General features: G+C 69.2%; 10 protein-coding genes. 4 read left to right on the top strand and 6 right to left on the bottom strand.

All coding sequences use genetic code 11. From position 1 onward, the window contains the following. The first annotated feature begins 347 nt into the window (after positions 1 to 347). The 4 genes from IMZ11_RS24405 to IMZ11_RS24390 all read left to right on the top strand — a co-directional run bounded on the left by IMZ11_RS24405 (position 348) and on the right by IMZ11_RS24390 (position 8,556). Entirely contained in the window at positions 348 to 2,810 is a 2,463-nt protein-coding gene (locus IMZ11_RS24405; protein ID WP_228644674.1) for a glycoside hydrolase family 48 protein, read from the top strand. Between the two features lie 82 nt (positions 2,811 to 2,892). Continuing rightward, complete coding sequence (locus IMZ11_RS24400; protein ID WP_228644673.1) at positions 2,893 to 5,292, top strand: glycoside hydrolase family 9 protein; 2,400 nt, start codon at positions 2,893 to 2,895, stop codon at positions 5,290 to 5,292. Between the two features lie 71 nt (positions 5,293 to 5,363). Then, positions 5,364 to 6,980, top strand: coding sequence for a cellulose binding domain-containing protein (locus IMZ11_RS24395; RefSeq protein ID WP_228644672.1), 1,617 nt, complete (start codon positions 5,364 to 5,366; stop codon positions 6,978 to 6,980). Between the two features lie 136 nt (positions 6,981 to 7,116). Beyond that, positions 7,117 to 8,556 (top strand): endo-1,4-beta-xylanase, encoded by a 1,440-nt coding sequence (locus IMZ11_RS24390; protein WP_228644671.1) that lies wholly within the window; start codon positions 7,117 to 7,119, stop codon positions 8,554 to 8,556. Positions 8,557 to 9,048: 492 nt separating this feature from the next. Here IMZ11_RS24390 and IMZ11_RS24385 read toward each other — a convergent pair whose 3' ends face one another. From IMZ11_RS24385 to IMZ11_RS24360, 6 genes are all read right to left on the bottom strand, one after another. Beyond that, entirely contained in the window at positions 9,049 to 12,657 is a 3,609-nt protein-coding gene (locus IMZ11_RS24385; protein WP_228644670.1) for an HNH endonuclease signature motif containing protein, read from the bottom strand. Positions 12,658 to 12,813: 156 nt separating this feature from the next. After that, positions 12,814 to 13,005, bottom strand: a complete 192-nt coding sequence (locus tag IMZ11_RS24380) for a hypothetical protein (protein ID WP_228644669.1) — start codon at positions 13,003 to 13,005, stop codon at positions 12,814 to 12,816. A gap of 262 nt (positions 13,006 to 13,267) precedes the next feature. Further along, positions 13,268 to 13,615 carry a transposase family protein gene (locus IMZ11_RS24375; protein ID WP_228644668.1) on the bottom strand — a complete coding sequence of 116 codons (348 nt, stop codon included), beginning with the start codon at positions 13,613 to 13,615 and terminating at the stop codon, positions 13,268 to 13,270. Between the two features lie 407 nt (positions 13,616 to 14,022). Continuing rightward, a complete protein-coding gene (locus tag IMZ11_RS24370) occupies positions 14,023 to 16,191 on the bottom strand; it encodes an MMPL family transporter (RefSeq protein ID WP_228644667.1) in 2,169 nt (722 codons plus the stop codon). A 38-nt stretch (positions 16,192 to 16,229) separates the two neighbouring features. Continuing rightward, positions 16,230 to 17,594: a glycoside hydrolase family 3 C-terminal domain-containing protein gene (locus tag IMZ11_RS24365; protein WP_228644666.1), complete on the bottom strand. Its 1,365-nt coding sequence runs from the start codon at positions 17,592 to 17,594 to the stop codon at positions 16,230 to 16,232. Then, complete coding sequence (locus IMZ11_RS24360) at positions 17,591 to 18,850, bottom strand: glycoside hydrolase family 1 protein (protein WP_228644665.1); 1,260 nt, start codon at positions 18,848 to 18,850, stop codon at positions 17,591 to 17,593. Before IMZ11_RS24360 ends, IMZ11_RS24365 begins: the two co-directional genes overlap by 4 nt. Positions 18,851 to 18,939 lie beyond the last annotated feature (89 nt).

The following is an 18,939-nucleotide window of genomic DNA, read 5'->3' as shown; positions in this document are numbered from 1 at the left end:
GAAGATGCGTATCCGCCTACCCCCGGACGCGGAGCCAAACCACGGCCGTGACCGCCGGAGCGAACCCGGCGAAACAGCTGAAACTTTCACCCACCGCGCGGGCGCCGTACGGGGAGGTTCCGGCAAAAGACCAGCCCTGTGAGGGTGCCTCACCTACGCGGGACGGGGCTCGGCGAGCGGCACGCAACAGGTGATTGACATCCACACCGGCGCTCCCACAATCCTGGATGGGAGCGCTCCCATCCTACCGGTTCCACCTAGCCATCACTCCGCATCGCGCACCGCGTTCGCCACCTGGCGTTCCATCCGGGCGATGCACCCCCCGACACCTTGGAGAACCCCCGAAAATGCGCAGAAGAGCCTCTACTACGGGAGCGCTCCCACGATCTCGGAGACGGATCGCCCTGGTCGCCGCGGCCGGCGTGTCCGCCGGCGTGCTGACCGGTCTGGCGCAGACCCCCGCGTCCGCCGCGGTGTCCTGCGACGTGGCGTACGCGACCAACGAGTGGACGTCCTCCCCCGGCCAGGGCGGGTTCACCGCCAACCTCACCATCAAGAACCTCGGCGACGCCGTCAACGGCTGGACACTGAAGTTCACCTTCCCCGGCAGCCAGCAGGTGACGCTGCCGGGCTGGTCGGCGAACTGGAGCCAGAGCGGCGCGGGCGTCACCGCGACGAACCTGTCGTGGAACGGCAGCCTGGGGACGGGCGCCTCCACCAGCATCGGCTTCAACGGAACGTGGAGCGGCAGCAACCCCAAGCCGACCTCCTTCACGATCAACGGGGTCACCTGCGGCGCCACCCCGTCGCCGTCGGCGTCCCCGTCCGCCTCGCCTTCGGCCTCGCCGTCCGCCTCTCCCTCGGCCTCTCCCTCGGCGTCCCCGTCCGCGTCGCCTTCAGCCTCGCCGAGCGTCAGCCCGCCGGCCAACGCGTACGTCCAGAACTTCCTGACGATGTACAACAAGCTGCACGACCCGGCCAACGGGTACTTCTCGCCCGAGGGCGTGCCATACCACTCGGTCGAGACGCTGATGGTGGAGGCCCCCGACCAGGGCCACGAGACGACCTCCGAGGCGTACAGCTACTACCTGTGGCTGGAGGCGATGTACGGCAAGGTCACCGGCGACTGGAGCAAGTTCAACAACGCGTGGACGTCGCTGGAGAAGTACATCATCCCGTCCACCGCCGACCAGCCGACGAACTCGTTCTACAACCCCAGCAAGCCCGCGACGTACGCCGGGGAGTGGGAGGACGTCAAGCAGTACCCGTCCCAGCTGGAGTCGGGCGTGAGCGTCGGCGTGGACCCGATCGCGAACGAGCTGAAGACCGCCTACGGCACCAGTGACGTGTACGGCATGCACTGGCTGCTCGACGTCGACAACACCTACGGCTTCGGCCGGTGCGGCGACGGCACGACCAGGCCCGCCTACATCAACACCTACCAGCGCGGCCCGGAGGAGTCGGTCTTCGAGACGATCCCGCAGCCGTCCTGCGACACGTTCAAGTTCGGCGGCACCAACGGCTTCCTCGACCTGTTCACCAAGGACGCCTCTTACGCCAAGCAGTGGAAGTACACCAACGCCCCCGACGCCGACGCCCGCGCCGTGCAGGTCGCTTACTGGGCGCTGCAGTGGGCCAAGGACCAGGGCAAGGAGGGGCAGATCTCCGGCACGGTCGCCAAGGCCGCGAAGATGGGCGACTACCTGCGCTACTCGATGTACGACAAGTACTTCAAGAAGCAGGGCTGCACCAGCACCTCCTGCGCCGCCGGCACCGGAAAGGACAGCGCGGCGTACCTGCTGAACTGGTACTACGCCTGGGGCGGCGCGAGTGACACCTCCGCAGGCTGGGCATGGCGGATCGGCGCGAGCCACAACCACTCCGGTTACCAGAACCCGCTCGCGGCGTACGCCCTGTCGAACGTGACCGAGCTCAAGCCCAAGGGCACGACGGCCGTCACCGACTGGTCGACGAGCCTCACGCGCCAGCTCCAGTTCTACAAGTGGCTGCAGTCGGCCGAAGGCGCGATCGCCGGCGGCGCGACCAACAGCTACGAGGGGCACTACGCGGCGCCGCCGTCCACTCTGCCGACCTTCTTCGGCATGTCGTACGACTGGCAGCCGGTCTACCACGACCCGCCGTCCAACCAGTGGTTCGGCTTCCAGGCCTGGTCCATGGAGCGCGTGGCCGAGTACTACTACGCCACGGGCGACGCCGACGCCAAGACCATCCTCGACAAGTGGGTCACCTGGGCGCTGGCGAACACGACGGTGAACGCCGACGGCACCTACCAGATCCCGTCGACGCTGCGCTGGACCGGCCAGCCGGACGGCAACTTCAGCGGCCCCGGGATGCCCCCGGCCAACACCGGCCTGCACGTCTCGGTCGTCGACCACACCACCGACGTGGGCGTCGCCGGCTCCTACGCCAAGACCCTGATGTTCTACGCCGCCAAGTCGGGCCACGCGGGCGCCAAGTCCACGGCCAAGGCGCTACTCGACGGCGTCTGGAAGAACAGCCAGGACAGCAAGGGCGTGTCGGTGCCCGAGACCAAGGCGGACTACAACCGCCTCGACGACCCGGTCTACGTCCCGGCGGGCTGGACCGGCAAGATGCCGAACGGCGACACGATCAACTCCAACTCGACCTTCATCTCCATCCGGTCCTGGTACAAGAACGACCCGGACTGGCCGAAGGTCCAGTCGTACCTGAACGGCACGGCCCCCGCGCCGACGTTCAACTACCACCGGTTCTGGGCGCAGGTCGACGTGGCCACCGCTCTCGGCCAGTACGGCCTGCTCTTCCCCTGAGATAGGCCCGGGGGTGCGGTGTCGCCTGACCCTTCACCGCACCCCCGACACCCCCCGACACCCCGTAACACGAGGCATCCACATGCGGCGTACGTTCACGGCCCTGGCCGCCCTGCTGGTCGCGGCCGCGCTCTCCCCGGTGGTCCAGAGCGCGGTCCTCACCCCCGCCGCCTCGGCGGCACCCGCGTTCAACTACGGCGAGGCGCTCCAGAAATCCCTCTTCTTCTACGAGGCGCAGCGGTCCGGGAAGCTGCCGGCCGCGGGCAGGGTGACCTGGCGCGGCGACTCGGCCCTCGACGACGGCAAGGACGCGGGCCTCGACCTGACCGGCGGCTGGTACGACGCGGGCGACCACGTCAAGTTCGGCCTGCCGATGGCGGCGTCCACCACCATGCTGGCCTGGGGCGCGGTCGAGTACCGCGACGCGTACGCGTCGTCCGGCCAGCTCCCCTACCTGCTGGACAACCTGAAGTTCGTCAACGACTACTTCATCAAGGCGCACCCCTCGGCGAACGTGCTGTACGGCCAGGTGGGCAACGGCGGGACCGATCACGCCTGGTGGGGCGCGGCCGAGGTCATGCCGATGACCCGCCCCGCGTACAAGATCGACGCGAGTTGCGGCGGGTCGGACCTGGCCGGTGAGACGGCGGCGGCGATGGCCGCGTCCTCGATCGTGTTCCGCCCGACGAACCCGGCGTACGCCGACACGCTGGTGACGCACGCCAAGCAGCTCTACACGTTCGCCGACACCGTGCGGAAGAAGTACAGCGACTGCATCACCGACGCGGCGGGCTACTACCAGTCCTGGAGCGGCTACAACGACGAACTGGTGTGGGGCGCCCTCTGGCTCTACCGCGCCACCCAGGACGCGTCCTACCTCACCAAGGCCGAGTCGTCCTACGCCAACCTGGGCACCGAGCCGCAGTCCACGACCAAGTCGTACAAGTGGACGATCGCCTGGGACGACAAGTCGTACGGATGCTACGTCCTGCTGGCCAAGCTGACCGGCAAGCAGCAGTACGTCGACGACGCCAACCGGTGGCTGGACTACTGGACCGTCGGCGTGAACGGCCAGAGGGTCCCCTACTCCCCCGGCGGCCAGGCCGTGCTCGACCAGTGGGGGTCGCTGCGTTACGCGTCGAACACGGCGTTCGTCGCCCTCGTCTACAGCGACTGGTTGACCGCCGACGCCACCCGCAAGGCGCGCTACCACGACTTCGGCGTCCGCCAGATCGGCTACGCCCTCGGCGACAACCCCCGCAACTCGTCGTACCTGATCGGGTTCGGCGCCAACCCGCCGAAGAACCCGCACCACCGGACCGCGCACGGAACCTGGACGAACAACCTCAGCGGTGAGCCCGCGCAGAGCAGGCACATTCTCTACGGCGCGCTGGCCGGCGGGCCGAAGTCGGCCGACGACGCCTACGCCGACAGCCGGAGCGACTACGTGATGAACGAGGTCGCCACCGACTACAACGCGGCCTTCACCGGCGCGCTGGCCCGGCTCTACAAGGAGTACGGCGGAACGCCGCTCGCGAACTTCCCGCCGGTGGAGACCCCGGACGGGCCCGAGATCTACGCCCAGGCGTCGGTGAACGCCGCGGGCGCGAACTTCACCGAGATCAAGACGCTGATCGTCAACCACTCGGCGTGGCCGGCCCGGGCGCTGACCGACGGCGCGTTCCGCTACTACTTCACGCTCGACGGCGACACGACGCCCGCGCAGATCACCCTGACCTCCGCGTACAACCAGTGCGCCGCCCCAGCGGGCCCGACGCAGTTCTCCGGACGGATCTACTACGTCACGATCGACTGCTCCGGCCAGGTCATCGCTCCCGCGGGCCAGTCGGAGTCGCGGCGGGAGGTCCAGTTCCGGATCGCCAGCTCGGGCTCCTGGGACCCGGCGAACGACTGGTCGTACACCGGCGTCTCCACCACGCCGGGCTCCACGCCGGTGACCGTGCAGAACATCACGATCCACTCCGGTGGCGCGAAGATCTGGGGGTCGGCTCCCGGTTCCGAACCGTCGCCCTCAGCGTCCCCGTCCGCTTCCCCTTCGGCTTCCCCTTCGGCTTCCCCTTCGGCTTCGCCGTCTGCTTCGCCGTCGCCGTCTCCCTCGGCTTCTCCGTCCGCTTCGCCGTCGGCCAGCCCCTCCCCCAGCGCCTCCCCGACCGGCCGGACGTGCGCGGCGACGTACAAGGTGGCGAACTCCTGGCAGGGCGGATTCCAGGGTGAGGTGACGGTGGCGAACAGCGGCTCGGCGGCGATCAGCGGCTGGACCGTGACCTGGACGTTCCCGAACGGCCAGACCATCACCCAGCTCTGGAACGGCACCCTCAGCCAGTCCGGGGCGAACGTCACCGTCAAGAACGCGAGCTACAACGGCGCCCTCGCCGCCAACGCCTCGACCACGTTCGGCTTCACCGGCGACTGGTCCGGCACGAACGGCGCCCCCACGTCGATCACCTGCACCCCCGCGTAACCCCCGCGCTCCCGCGTCCGCGCGTGTCCGTCCGTGGAACGCGCGGGCGCGGGCCCCAAAGGAGATCACGAATGCGTACGAAGGCACTGGCCGTGGCCGCGACGCTGCTCGCGGCGGCCTCGGTCGCACTGCACGCCGGCACGGCCGAGGCTGCGCCCAGCGGGTTCGTCACCCGCTCCGGGGGCGGGTTCGTCCTGAACGGCCAGCCGTTCCGGTACGGCGGGACCAACAACTACTATCCGATCTTCGCGAGCCAGGCCATGGTCGACGACGTCTTCGACGACGCCAAGGCGATGGACCTGACCGTGATGCGCGCCTGGGCCTCCCTCGACATCGGCTCCGTCGACGGATCCGTCCCGCACGTGGACGGCGAGGGCAAGAAGGCCGGCGTCTACTTCCAGTACTGGGACACCGCGACCGGCAGGCCCGCGTACAACGACGGCGCCGACGGCCTGGAGCACCTCGACCACGTCATCGCCAAGGCCGCGCAGTCAGGCGTCCGGCTGATCCTTCCGTTCGTGAACAACTGGAAGGAGTTCGGCGGCATGGACCAGTACGTGAAATGGGCCGGCGGCCAGTATCACGACCAGTTCTACACCGACGCCACGATCAAGGGCTGGTACAAGAACTGGATCAGCCACCTGCTCAACCGTACGAACACCGTCACGGGCGTCACGTACAAGGACGACCCGACGATCTTCGCCTGGGAGCTCGCCAACGAACCGCGCTGCATCAACGCCAACCTGCCCGCCTCCGGCACCTGCACCACCTCGACCTTGACGGGCTGGGCGGGCGAGATGTCGGCGTACATCAAGAGCCTGGACGCGAACCACATGGTGTCGGTCGGCGACGAGGGCTTCCTCAACCAGGGGAACGCGAGCGACTGGCTCTACAACGGCGCGGACGGCGTGGACCACGAGGCCCTGACCAGCCTTCCCGGCATCGACTTCGGCACCTACCACCTCTATCCGGACGGCTGGGGCAGATCCGCCGACTGGGGCACCCAGTGGATCAAGGACCACCAGGCCGCCGCCCAGGCGTACGGGAAGCCGGTGACCCTGGAGGAGTTCGGCATCACCGGGAGCAGCCGGGACACCGTCTACAAGACGTGGACGTCCACGGTCAGGAACGGCACCGGCGACGGCTGGAACTTCTGGCTCCTGACCGGCGTGGACTGGGACGGGGTGAGCCTCTATCCCGACTACGACGGCTTCCGCGTCCACTACCCGAGCGCGACCGCCACGGTGCTGGCCGACGAGGCGCGGGCGATCGGGGGGATCACGTCGAGCCCGAGCCCGAGCGCCAGTCCGAGCGCGAGCCCGAGCGCCAGTCCGAGCCCCAGCGCGAGTCCCCGCGCCAGTCCCTCTCCTTCGGGCCCGGGCACGGCGTGCGTGGCGACGTACCGGACCGTGGGCCAGTGGCCGGGCGGGTTCCAGGGCGAGGTGACGGTGAAGAACACCGGCGGTCCGGCCATCACCGGCTGGACCGTGACCTGGACCTTCCCGAACGGGCAGACCATCACCCAGCTGTGGGGCGGCAGGCACACCCAGAGCTCCGCCGACGTCACGGTCACCAACGAGAGCTGGAACGGCGGCCTGTCCTCGGGCGCCTCGGCCACCTTCGGGTTCCTGGCCGGCTGGTCGGGGACCAACGCCACCCCCACGGGCGTCAGCTGCGCCGCACGCTGACCCTCCCATGGCCGCCCGCCTTTCCTGAATCCCGGCCCCCCAGGAAAGGCGGGCATTCACCCCCCCGGCGGCGTCCGCCACCGGGGACACCCCCGCACAAGAACACACAGAAGAAGGACAAGAGGTGAGGCACTCCATGATGGAAAGCGTTTTCCGTCTGCCTGCCAGAACCCTGGCGGGTCTCGCCGTGACGGCCCTGGCCGCCACGGCGCTCGTCGCCGTGGCCACCACCACCTCGGCGACGGCGGCCACCGGCCTCGGCCAGCTCGCCGCGGCCAAGGGCAAGTACTTCGGCACCGCCCTGGCCAACAACCACCTCGGCGAGTCGGCGTACGCGACGGTCGCCGACCGGGAGTTCAACTCGGTCACGCCCGAGAACGAGATGAAGTGGGACGCCACGGAGCCGTCGCGCGGCTCCTTCAACTACACCGGCGGCGACGCCATCGTCAGCCACGCCCAGGCCCACGGGCAGAGCGTGCGGGGGCACACCCTGGTCTGGCACAGCCAGCTCCCGTCCTGGGTGAGCAACGGCGGCTTCAACTCCAGCACCCTGACCTCGATCATGCAGAACCACATCAGCAACGTCGCCGGCCACTACCAGGGCAAGCTGTACGCCTGGGACGTGGTCAACGAGGCGTTCAACGACGACGGCAGCCGCCGCCAGTCGGTCTTCCAGACGACGATCGGCGACAGCTACATCGCCACCGCCTTCCAGGCAGCGCGTGCCGCCGACCCGAGCGCCAAGCTCTACTACAACGACTACAACATCGAAGGCGTCAACTCGAAGAGCACGGCCGTGTACAACATGGTCAAGGCGTTCAAGCAGCAGGGCGTCCCGATCGACGGCGTCGGGTTCCAGGCGCACTTCATCCTCGGCCAGATCCCCTCCGACCTGCAGGCCAACCTCCAGCGGTTCGCCGACCTCGGCGTGGACGTGGCGCTGACCGAGGTGGACGTCCGGATGCAGACCCCGGCCGACTCCACCAAGCTGGCCACCCAGAGCGGCAACTACAACACGCTGACCAAGGCGTGCCTGAACGTCACGCGCTGCGTCGGCATCACCGTGTGGGGTGTCACCGACACGTACTCCTGGGTCCCCGACGTGTTCTCGGGGTACGGAGCGCCCCTGCTGTTCGACGACAACTACAACTCCAAGCCCGCCTACACCGGGGTGAGCAACGCGTTCGGAGGCACCACCTCCAGCCCGAGCCCCAGTGCGAGCCCCTCGGCCAGTCCTTCGGCCAGCCCGTCGTCCTCGCCTGGCACCGGCAAGGCGTGCTCCGCGACGTACGCGCTGGTGAACCAGTGGAACACCGGCTTCCAGAGTGAGGTCACGGTCAAGAACTCCGGCTCGGCGGCGATCAGCGGCTGGACCGTGACCTGGACGTTCCCGAACGGGCAGACCATCACCCAGCTCTGGAACGGCACCCTCAGCCAGTCCGGGGCGAACGTCACCGTCAAGAACGCGAGCTACAACGGCGCCCTCGCCGCGAACGCCTCGACCACGTTCGGCTTCACCGGCAACTGGTCCGGCACGAACGGCATCCCGTCCTCCGTCAACTGCACCGGAGCCTGACCCACCACGCCCATGGGAAAGTACGACGTGCCTTCCCATGGGCGTCTCCGAAAATTTCGGCATCCAATCCGAAATTTCTCGATGAGACGCTTCCCGACTCCGGCCGTGACGGGGCACGGCCGGCCCATCTCCGAGAGAGCGGATCGAGCCCTTCCGCGCCCACGCCATGGACAGCGGCCCGAATGCGTTCGTACGGCTGGACCCTGCTGGACGCGTTGACCCAGACGGTGCGTGAGGGAGGACGGACCGTCAACGTCCACCCCTGCCGGACGTCGCCTTCCGGGAGGGCGGGGACGCCCACGGGAAGGACAGGAATCCTCGTCCGGATGCCCAGGTCGGCGAAGTCAGGTCATGGCGGCCAAATCGGGCACGTCAGGTAGGGGCGGCCAGGACGGGTGGTCACGTCCGAGTGGCCAGGTCGGGGACATATCCGCACCACCCCACAGGCATCGGGACCACCGGAACCGCCCCCCTCGGGACCCCGATCCCCGTTCAGAAGGGTGGGATCTCGTCGTCAGGGTCGGGGACAGGGCCAGGCGGCGCCGCGTCTTGCGACGCGGGATCTGGTTCGAGCGCGGGTTCTTCCCACCAGGCGGGTTCGTCGTTCCACGTCGGAAGAAACGGGAGTTCGTCGTTGATCGGGTCGGTGATGCTGCCCGCGCCGTATCCGCTGACCGCAAGCCCGCGTGCTCTGCTCCCGCCCCCGTCGTTCCCGGTTGCTTCGCTGGTCCCGGTTGCTTCGCTGGTCCCGGTTGCTCCGCGCACGGCTGCTTCGTATGCGTCTGCATCGGACCTCCACGGTCGGCATACGGCGTGCCCGTCCACGTCACGGCCGACCGGGGGGTGTCGGCCTGCATCAGTTTCAGCCACGCGCTGATCGCCCACAGGGTGACCTCCTGAATCGTGGACCCTACGCACCAGGTCACCACCCCCGTCGGCCGCGCCAGCCCCATCCCCACATCCATCAGCTCCGCGGATCTCGTGGGCACCTCCGTCGGCCCCGCGCGCCCCGTCCCCACATCTGTCGGCTCTGCGGGCCTCGTCCCCACCTACACAGTGCTTGCTTCCGCAATGGTCGGCTGCTTCGTGTCCGGTGGTGTGACCTTCGATCCCGGGACCTCGGCTCGTCTGGTGGGAACGGGGTGTTCCCGGCTGGGTGGGGGTGGTCCAGCCGTTGGGGGCGAAGGGTTCGGGCATGGGTTCGATGATCGGCGGTGGCGCGGCCGGGTAGCGGTGACCGGTCCGGCTGATCCAGGTCACATGCCCGGGGCTGGTCTGGATGACCTGCCAGCCGTTGTCACGCAGGTCATGGTCGTGCGCGCACGCGGCAGCGAGATTACCGTCGCTGGTGGGGCCGCCGTGGGCGTACTGGCGGGTGTGATCCATCTCCGACCGGGCGGCCGGTGCACGACACCCAGGATGGGAGCAGACCCTGTCGCGGATCTCGATCCGTCGCCGCAACCCGGCTGTGGGGAGCCGCCTCCGCTCATCCCCAGCAGCCGTCTGGCCGCCGGTGACCGTATCCCGCGCAGCATGGGCTGTAGCACCATGATCCGTAACCCTGCGAGCCGTAGCACCGCGAACTGCAGAATCAGCGGACTGGGCGTCAGCGAAATGGGCAGTGCCGAGGCCACTCGTGCTGCCGCCTTCGGCGGCCGGGGTGACGACACTCGCGCTCTCACCGTCGCTGTCGCCCCCGCCGCCACCATCACCATCGCCATCGCCGTGGACGCTTCCGTTGCCGTCGGCGTTTCCATCCCCGCGGACGCTTCCATTGCCATGGCCGTTTCGAGCGCTGGGTGGGAAGGCCTGCCCTGTGGCTTGGCCGTATTGACGCATGATGTCGGCGATGACGGCGGCCCAGCCGCCCTGGGCGTAGATGTCGGCGTGCAACTCGTGCAGCAGGGACAGCGGGAGTTGGAGTTCGACGATCCCGCGACGGCGGACCGAACCACCACCAGGACCACTCGCGGAGCCGGCCCCTGGAGGGGGTGTCGGATCGGCCAGGCGAGATGCGGGAAAGGCGTCCGGGTCGGCCGGATCGAATGCAGGAGGGGTGCCCGGGTCGGCCGGACTGGACGCAGAAGAGGTGCCTGGTTCGGCCGGACGGAATGGAGGTGTGGACGCTGGCTCAGCCGGGCGGGGCGCAGGATCTGGTACCGGGTGGCGGGGCCATCCTGCGGGTCGGCGTCGGGTGATCCCGGCGTGGAGGAGTTGTCCCTGTTCGTCGCAGATGGCGAACCGCCACTCCCCGCCGATCTGACGCTTGGCCAGTTTGCGTGCGAGTTGGGCGTGGATGGGTCCCCACCCCGCGAGTTCGGCGGGGAGGTCGTCCAGGTGCATCAGGGTGGAGACCTGAACCCGTAGTTCACCGGCCGCGAACCCGACCGACCACGCTGCACCGGCGGGCCCCGCTGCACTGGGCGTAATGCCGTTTTTGGTCTCCGTGCTTCCCGTCACGGTGCCCGCGCCTGACAGGCCCATCTGAAGATTGTCGCTACCGGTCTCAGAGCCAGGGGCGGCGTTGGATTCGACCCCGGATCCGGGACCAGCATCGGGACCGGAACCCGGGGCGGGACCAGCGGGGCCACCATCAAAAGGACCGGGACCAGCGCCAGGACCGGGGCCGGGCGGACTCGCGTCAGGGTCGCTGTCGCCAGGCTCGCTGTTGCCATGCTCGGGGGTGCAGACGTCGTCGCCGTTGTCGAAGGGACTGCAGGGACTCGCCTCGAAACCAGGGGCGTCGCTACTCCCGCGGGGATCTTTGACGCTCGCATTGAGGCCGAGGTCGCCGCCACCGGCGCCGCACGCGTCATACACACCGATGCGGTTGCCGTGATCGGCGGGACCGGAGGAGGTCGCGCTTGTGCCGGTGTGGCCCAGGTCGCCATCACCCAAGCCGTCCGGGTCACACGTATCGATGCCGTCGCCATGACCGGACGGATCGGCGGGGGCCACGCTTACGTCGGTGTCGCCAGCCCAGCCGCCGCCAGCGTCGGACACGTCGTAGGGGTCGGTGCGGTTGCTGTGATCGGCAGAGCCGGAGGGGCCCGCTCCGGTGACGGTGTCGTCAACGTCGCCGTCCTTCTCGCCGTTGGCGTGGTGGACGTCGTGGCAGCCGCCGGAGCGCTGGGGCTTCTCATCGTCCCGGCCGGCGCCGTCCCCGCTGGCGTCCCGGCCGGTGTCGTCGCAGGTGTCGGAGAGGTCGGTGCTGTCGTCGATGCCACTGTCATCGAAGGGATCGTCGGAGAGCTGGTCGTCGTAGTCGTCCTCATCACCAGCCCGTTTGCGGGCGGCATTCGCGAACAGGACGGCGATGATGGCGTCGTCGTCCAGACCGGACATGCCGCCATCCAGCAGACCCAGGAACACATCCGCCCGCACCTGGTCGATCGGGGCGTGCAGGCCCGTCTTCTTCGCCCGCACCGCGATGGCATCCACCCGGGCGATCGCGGCCGCCGCCTGATCCACCGGCAACTGCTGGCCGGTGATGCTCGCCGAGCCGTCGGCGTGCCGTACCCCGATCACCCGCCGCTGGTGAACAGCCCGCTCATACTTACGGCGCGCCCAGGTGGGGTCGGCCGCGATCAACAGTTTCTTGATCTTCTCCCGCAGCTCACTCGTCGTCCACTTCCCCGCCTTGGGCAGCAGATGAGCCGCGACCGCTCGGGCGAGTTCGAGGGGGACGTCTTCCAGCCAGTCGCAGAACACCACCGCCCGCGCCTTATCGAGCAGACCGGCCGACAGGGCGTCACGCACAGCCGGGAGACGCACCTTCAAGTCATAGGCCAGACCGTATTCCCGTTCAGCCGCGCGGCGGGTGAGACGCAACGCCGCCCGCACTTCGTCGGGTGAATTCTTGTCCGGCTCGGGCATTTTCTCCATGCCGGAGACGGAAATCCCATACAGGCCGACTTCGGCCATCACGACGGCTTTGCGGGCCTGCACGTGTGCTTCGAGGCGGGCGTAGGCTTGCATCACGATCACGGCGTCGAAGCCGTCCAGCCTGGCGATATCGATCTGCTCCAGCACGGCGGCCAACCCCACGCCTGGGGGCATGTCGCCCAGGCCGTCGGGGATCGGCTGCCGTTCGATATTCACATTGCAACGCTAACAACCACCACCGACAAAAACGCCCTCCGAACGGCTCCGGGAAAAGCACCCGAAGCATTCACTTGGAATCACAGATTCCGACCCCGCGGAATGTATTGATCACCCTCTATTTGCTACCTCTATTGACGTTTTCTCAGTTGAGTTTCAGCTGATCCGCCGACGTTCGAAGTGGACGAGGACGACCGCGGCTCGTACAGGGTCGCCGATCCGGCTGGGGCTGAGCGTGGTGTGTCGCAGGGCCGTCCAGCGTTCGGTGAGGAGGGCGAAGCCGCGCTCGCCGAGGCTGCGCAGCGCCCGTTGCAAGGTGTTGCGCGCGCGGTTACCGACGCTGAGCACGTTGCCATCGGCGGGTTGCTTGAACGCAACGACGATGCCGTGACCTGCACCTTGATAGCCAGGATGGGCGTGGCGTACGGGTAGACGGCGGGAAGCACGTGACGGCGAGCGACTTCGATGTCGACGACACCGCCGGGCTCCACGTCGCTGGTCCAGATAGGAAAGCCGTCGGGTTCACACAAGGCTTGGACGTTGCCGCCGAAGTCGCCGGTCTTGCCGGAGAACCAGGCGTCGATGGTTTCGCCCTTCACGCTGGTGGCCTTCATGCGGCAGCGGTCGGTGTCGAAGATTTGCCGTCGAGGATAGGGGGACGCCGTCGCCGACGGCGCTCCAGGGCTTCGTGCAGGTCGGGGGCTTGGTCGGCCGGGACGTCGATGACCTCGTGCAGATAGCGGTAGGCGGTGGCCTGTGACAGTCCGAACGCGATGCCGTGCAGGCGGATATTGGGCTTGGCGCGGAACCAGGCCAGGGTGAACAGTGCCCGGGAGAAGCAGGTCAGACGCCGCGACCCCTTGGGCGTTCCACGGTGGCAGCGCTCGGCGTACAGCAGGCGGCCGACGAAACTGACCAGTTCACGGGAGACGTCGAGCATGGCAGGATAGGCGATCACGTGGAGCTTTCCGGTATGAGGATCTTGTGGTGAGACCCCTTCTACCGAAGGCTCCACGTTCTTTTTGGGGCTCCTGACATTCATCCGCATGCTTACACGAGCGTGCCTGCTCCTGCCCGAGAAAGCCCTAATGTCCGAGTCGATCCTGGCGAGAAAACGTCACTGGGGCACCCGGCGAGCGATCAACGAGCGACCGCGAGCAGTGACCGAGCAACCAACGAGCAACTGAGCTCGCTTGACTTGAAGCCGGGAGCGGGAAATACCTGCGGCGACCAGCAGATCGTCCGTCTGCTGGTCGCCGAGTTGCCGACCCCAATTCTTAGGATTTCACCTATTTCCCGGGGTCGGCGCGGCCGGATTCCGCTGTGATCGGCTGCGATTTCGCCGTACACCTTCGGGTGTTCAGTTCAGACCTTGGCAGCGACGTCCGGGGCGGCGCGGTCAAGGTGCTCGCGCAGCCGCTCGCCTTCGATGTCGACGTTGGGTAGAACACGCGCGAGCCAGCGGGGTAGCCACCAGGCGCGGGCGTCCAGCAACGACATCGCGGCCGGCACGATCGTCATCCGGACCACGAAAGCGTCGACGGCCACGCCGAGCGCCAAGGCGAAGCCCATCGATTTGATGATCGGGTCATCCATGAACACGAAGCCGCCGAAGACCGAGATCATGATCAGCGCGGCGGCGGTGACGACGCGGGAGCCGTGGCCCATCCCGGAGATCGTCGCCTGGCGTGCAGTGTCGCCGTGCACGAAGTCCTCGCGCATCCGGGAGACGAGGAAGACCTGGTAGTCCATGGCCAGGCCGAACAGGATGCCGATCAGCAGGATGGGCAGGAAGCTGACCAGCGGCCCGGGAGTGTCGACGCCGAAGAGGTCGCTCAGCCGGCCCTGCTGGAAGACCGTGACGGTGATGCCGAAGGCGGAGCCCATGGTGAGCAGGAAGCCGAGCGCGGCCTTGATCGGGACCAGGACGGAGCGGAAGACCAGCATCAGCAGCAGCACCGACAGGCCGACGACGAGCAGCAGATAGACGGGCAACGCGTCGACCAGTTTCTCTGAGACGTCGATGCCGATCGCGGTCTGGCCGGTCAGGGAGACGTCGCCGATGTCCGCGACCGTGGTGCGGATGTCGTGCACGAGAGTCTCGGTGGCCTCGTCGGTCGGGCCCGTGGCCGGGATGACCCCCAGCAGGGCGGTCGTGCCCGAGGCGTTGAGCTGCGGCGGCGTTACCGCCACGACACCCTTGACGGTCTGGATCGCGGCGGCGGCCTCCTTCGCGGCGCGCGTCGTGGCCTCTGCGGATTCACCGGTGACGACGGCGGCCAGGCGGCCGTTGAAGCCGGGGCCGAAGCCCTCGCTGATGAGGTCGTACGCCTGCCGGGCCGCGGTGCCCTGCGCCGCCGTCCCGGCGTCGGGAAGCGCCAGGCGCATCTGCGCGGCCGGCACGGCCAGGCCGCCCAGGAGAAGCACTCCCGCCACGATGAACGGCACCCGCCAGCGTGTCACGACGTACGCCCAGCGGAACCCGAGCCCGGGGCGCGTCGCGGCGGGGTCGTGCTCCGTCCCGCGCTGCTTGCGGGGCAGCACCCGGTCTCCGGCGAAACCGAGCAGGGCGGGCTGGAGGGTGATGGCGACGAGGACGGCGACGGCGACGGTGGCCGACGCGGCCAGACCCATCACGCTGAGGAACGGGATGCCGACCACGGACAGGCCCGCGAGGGCGATCACCACCGTGGCGCCGGCGAAGACGACGGCCGAGCCCGCGGTGCCCACGGCCCGCCCGGCGGCGTCCTCCGGGTCGAGCCCGTCCCGCAGGTTCTGCCGGTGACGTGAGGTGATGAACAGCGAATAGTCGATGCCGACGGCCAGTCCGAGCATGAGGGCGAGGACCGGGGCGGTGCTGGTCAGCTCGACCACGCTGCTCAGGGCGAAGAGCCCCGCCATGCCCGCGCCGACGCCGATGAGCGCGTTGAGCAGGGTCATCCCGGCGGCCACGAGCGAGCCGAAAGTGATGACGAGCACCACGGCCGCCACGGCGACGCCCAGGCCCTCGGTCCCGCCGACCTCCGACCCCGTCCCCGTCACCTCGCCGCCGTGCTCCACCCGCAGCCCGGCCGCCCGCGCGCTCTTCCCGCTGTTCTCGTACGCGGTCCGCTGCGCGTCGGTCAGCTTGTCGCGGGGCTCGGCGAACTGCACCTGCACCAGGGCGTGACGGCCGTCCGGGGAGACGGCACCGGCCTGGAAGGGGTCCAGGGCAGCCACCACGCCCGGAAGCGCGGCGGCCTCCTTGGTGAGGGCCTGGATCTCGGCCCGGTTGCCGGCCGAGGCGAGCGCCTGGCCCTCGGGGGCGGCGACCACGATCGTGCCGGTGGCGCCCACGGCCTGTGGGAACTGCTTGGCCAGCGCGTCGAGGGCGCGCTGGGACTCGGTTCCCGGCATGGTGAAGTCACTGGTGGTCGGCCCGTTGAACGCCGCGGCCGACGCCCCGAGGGCCGCCAGTACGGCGATCCACAGGGCGAGCACCATCCGCCGGTGGCGGAAGGATGCGCGGCCGAGCCGGTAGAGCAGTGTGGACATGGGAGAGGGGTCCTTCTCAGAAGCGGGTGGGATCGCGGTCAAGGGTGCGCAGTGCGCGGTGGCTCGATCAGCCGGTCCAACTTGTCCGGCACCCCGGCCAGTGCCGGGTGACGGAGCAGGACGGCCTCGTCTCCTTCCCGCACCACCTCGAACGCGCCGGTGAGGCGGATGTCATCGGAGGAGGCCCCGGCCTGAACCTCGATCGGGCCGGGTTCCAGTACGAAGTCGCCGTCGCGGCCGAGGTGGCCGAGCCGGCTCAGTTCGACGGTGAACTCGACGCGGGCCGACGCGCCGGGGTCGAGCGAGATCCGGGCGAAGTCGGCCAGCTCCCGGGTGGGACGGGTGATGCCGGTCGCGTGGTCGGAGAGGTAGAGCTGGACGACCTCGGTCCCGGCGCGCCCGCCGGTGTTGGTCACGGTGAGCGAGACGGCGACCGCCGCACCGGAGTCCACCCGTTGGGGGGCGACGGCCAGGTCGCGGTAGTCGAAGGTGGTGTAGCTCAGGCCGTGGCCGAAGCAGTACAGCGGGGTCGAGGGCAGGTCGAGGGAGCCCTTGTGGGGGTCGGTGGCGGCACGCCGGTATCCGGAGCCCCGCCGCTGACCGCTGCGGATCGGGATCTGGCCCGCGTGCCGGGGCAGCGACACGGGCAGCTTGCCGCTCGGGTTCACCTCGCCGAACAGCACGTCGGCCAGCGCGCCGGCGGCCCGCGGCCCGCCGTAAGCGGCGTGCAGCAACGCGGGCAGGTCCTCGGCGACCGCGGTGAGGGCGAAAGGCCGGCCGGTGCGGACGATCCCGACCGCGGGCGTCCCGGTCGCGGTCACGGCCTTGACCAGCTCCACCTGTGCGGCGGGCAGGTCGATGTTCGCGGTGTCGCCGGCCTCGCCCTCGGTGCCGGGGCTGAACCAGCCGCCGCGCCCGCCCAGGGCCACGATGACCACCTCGGCGTTTCTGGCCGCCTCGACCGCGGCCGCCAGCCCGGCAGGGTCGGCCTCGGTCACCCCGCAGCCCGGCGCGACGGTGACCTCGGCATGCGGCACGAGCCTGCGCACGGCGTCGGCGAGGGACTCGGCGTGCGGGCCGACGATGGCGATGCGCGCCACCTCGCGCGACAGCGGCAGCATCTCGTCGTTGTGCAGCAGCACGATCGACTGCCGGGCGAGCCGGTCGGCCGGCTCCACGCCTTCGCGGGCCACTGACAGCGGCGTGACCGGGTCCTCGCTGACGTACGGCTGGTCGAACAGGCCGCGTGCGGACGTGAACCCGGCCGGCTCGATGGCCGCCTCGAAGGGCCGGGCGTGGACCTCGTACAGGCCGCGGGGCTCCTGGGGCAGCACGCCGGTGAGCTGCTGGGCCTTCTCCTCGACGGTCATCTGCTCCAGCCGCTTGCCCACGCGATCGTTCACAGGGTCTCCCCGTTCCTGCGGGCGAGCGCGCCAAGGTAGCGGGCGCTGTCCTTGACGGTGCGCGTCTGGGTGACGCGGTCGACGGCGATGATGCCGAAGGTGGGGGCGTAGCCGAGCACCCATTCGAAGTTGTCCAGCGCCGACCAGTAGTAGTAGCCGCCCACGTCGATGCCGTCGGCCAGGCAGCGCCGCACGCCTTCCAGAGCCTGGCGGACGTACTCGGTGCGGCGGGTGTCGTCGGCGGTGGCGATGCCGTTCTCGGTGACGATCATCGGCAGGCTTGCCGCGGCCGCGCCGCGGATGACGTTCTCCAGCGACCCCGGGAAGAACTCGTAGCCCATCTGGGTGACCTCGGCCCCGTCGGGGACCGGCAGGAGGCCGTCGGGACCCACGCGCATGCGGCTGTAGCTCTGCACGCCGAGGAAGTCGTCGCCGTCGAGGGCGGGCAGGAAGTCTTCGAAGGTCTCGCGCCACATCTGCCGCGCCCGCTCCTGCCCGCCAGGCTCGGGGTGGTAGTCCTGCAGGGCGAGGGTGAGGCCGACGCGGGTGTCCGGGCTGACTTTCCTGATCTCGGCGCGGGCGGCCGTGTGCGCCCGCATGATCACCTCGTTGGCGGCCTGGCCGTAGGCGAACAGGAAGGGGTTGACCCGGTCGGGGGTGGTGCCCAGGGCGTGGGCGGCGGCGGACAGCCAGGCACCGAGTCCGCCGGCCGGGGCGTCGCCGAGCCCGACCGGGGCCGGTTCGAGCAGGTCGCCGGCGACGTGGTGTATGACGGGGCCGATGTTGGCCTCGTTGATCGTGCACACGTAGGGGATGAGCGGGCCGAGTTCGGCCATGACCGTGCGGCAGTAGGCCGCGAAGCGCTCGGGGGTGCCCGGGTCGCTCCACCCGCCGAGCCTCATCAGCCAGCGCGGGCTGGTGAAGTGGTGCAGCGTGACCATCGGGGTCAGGCCGTGCTCGTGGCAGGCGTTCAGCACGTCGCGGTAGTGGGCCAGGGCGGCCCGGGAGTATCTGCCCGGCTCGGGCTCGACCCGGGCCCACTCGACGGAGAAGCGGTAGCTGGTCAGGCCCAGCTCCGCGAGCAGGGCGACGTCCTGGCGGTAGAGCCGGTAGTGGTCGCAGGCGTCGCCGCTGGGCTCGGCGAAGATCGTTCCTGCGATGTTCTCCAGCACCCAGAAGTCGCTGTTGACGTTGTTTCCTTCGACCTGGTGGGCGGCGGTCGCGGCGCCCCACAGGAAACCGTCCGGAAAGCTCATCTCTGCCCCTTCACTAACGCGCGTTACCAACGCGCGTTAGCACGCTAGCATGGGGTTCTGCCGTACGGGCAAGCCAAGGTCTGACAACG

Source organism: Microtetraspora sp. AC03309 (assembly GCF_020826795.1).
GTDB classification, from domain to species: Bacteria; Actinomycetota; Actinomycetes; order Streptosporangiales; family Streptosporangiaceae; genus Microtetraspora; species Microtetraspora glauca.
Note: the sequence above shows the minus strand (reverse complement) of the source record. Positions and strands in the feature narration are given on the sequence as shown.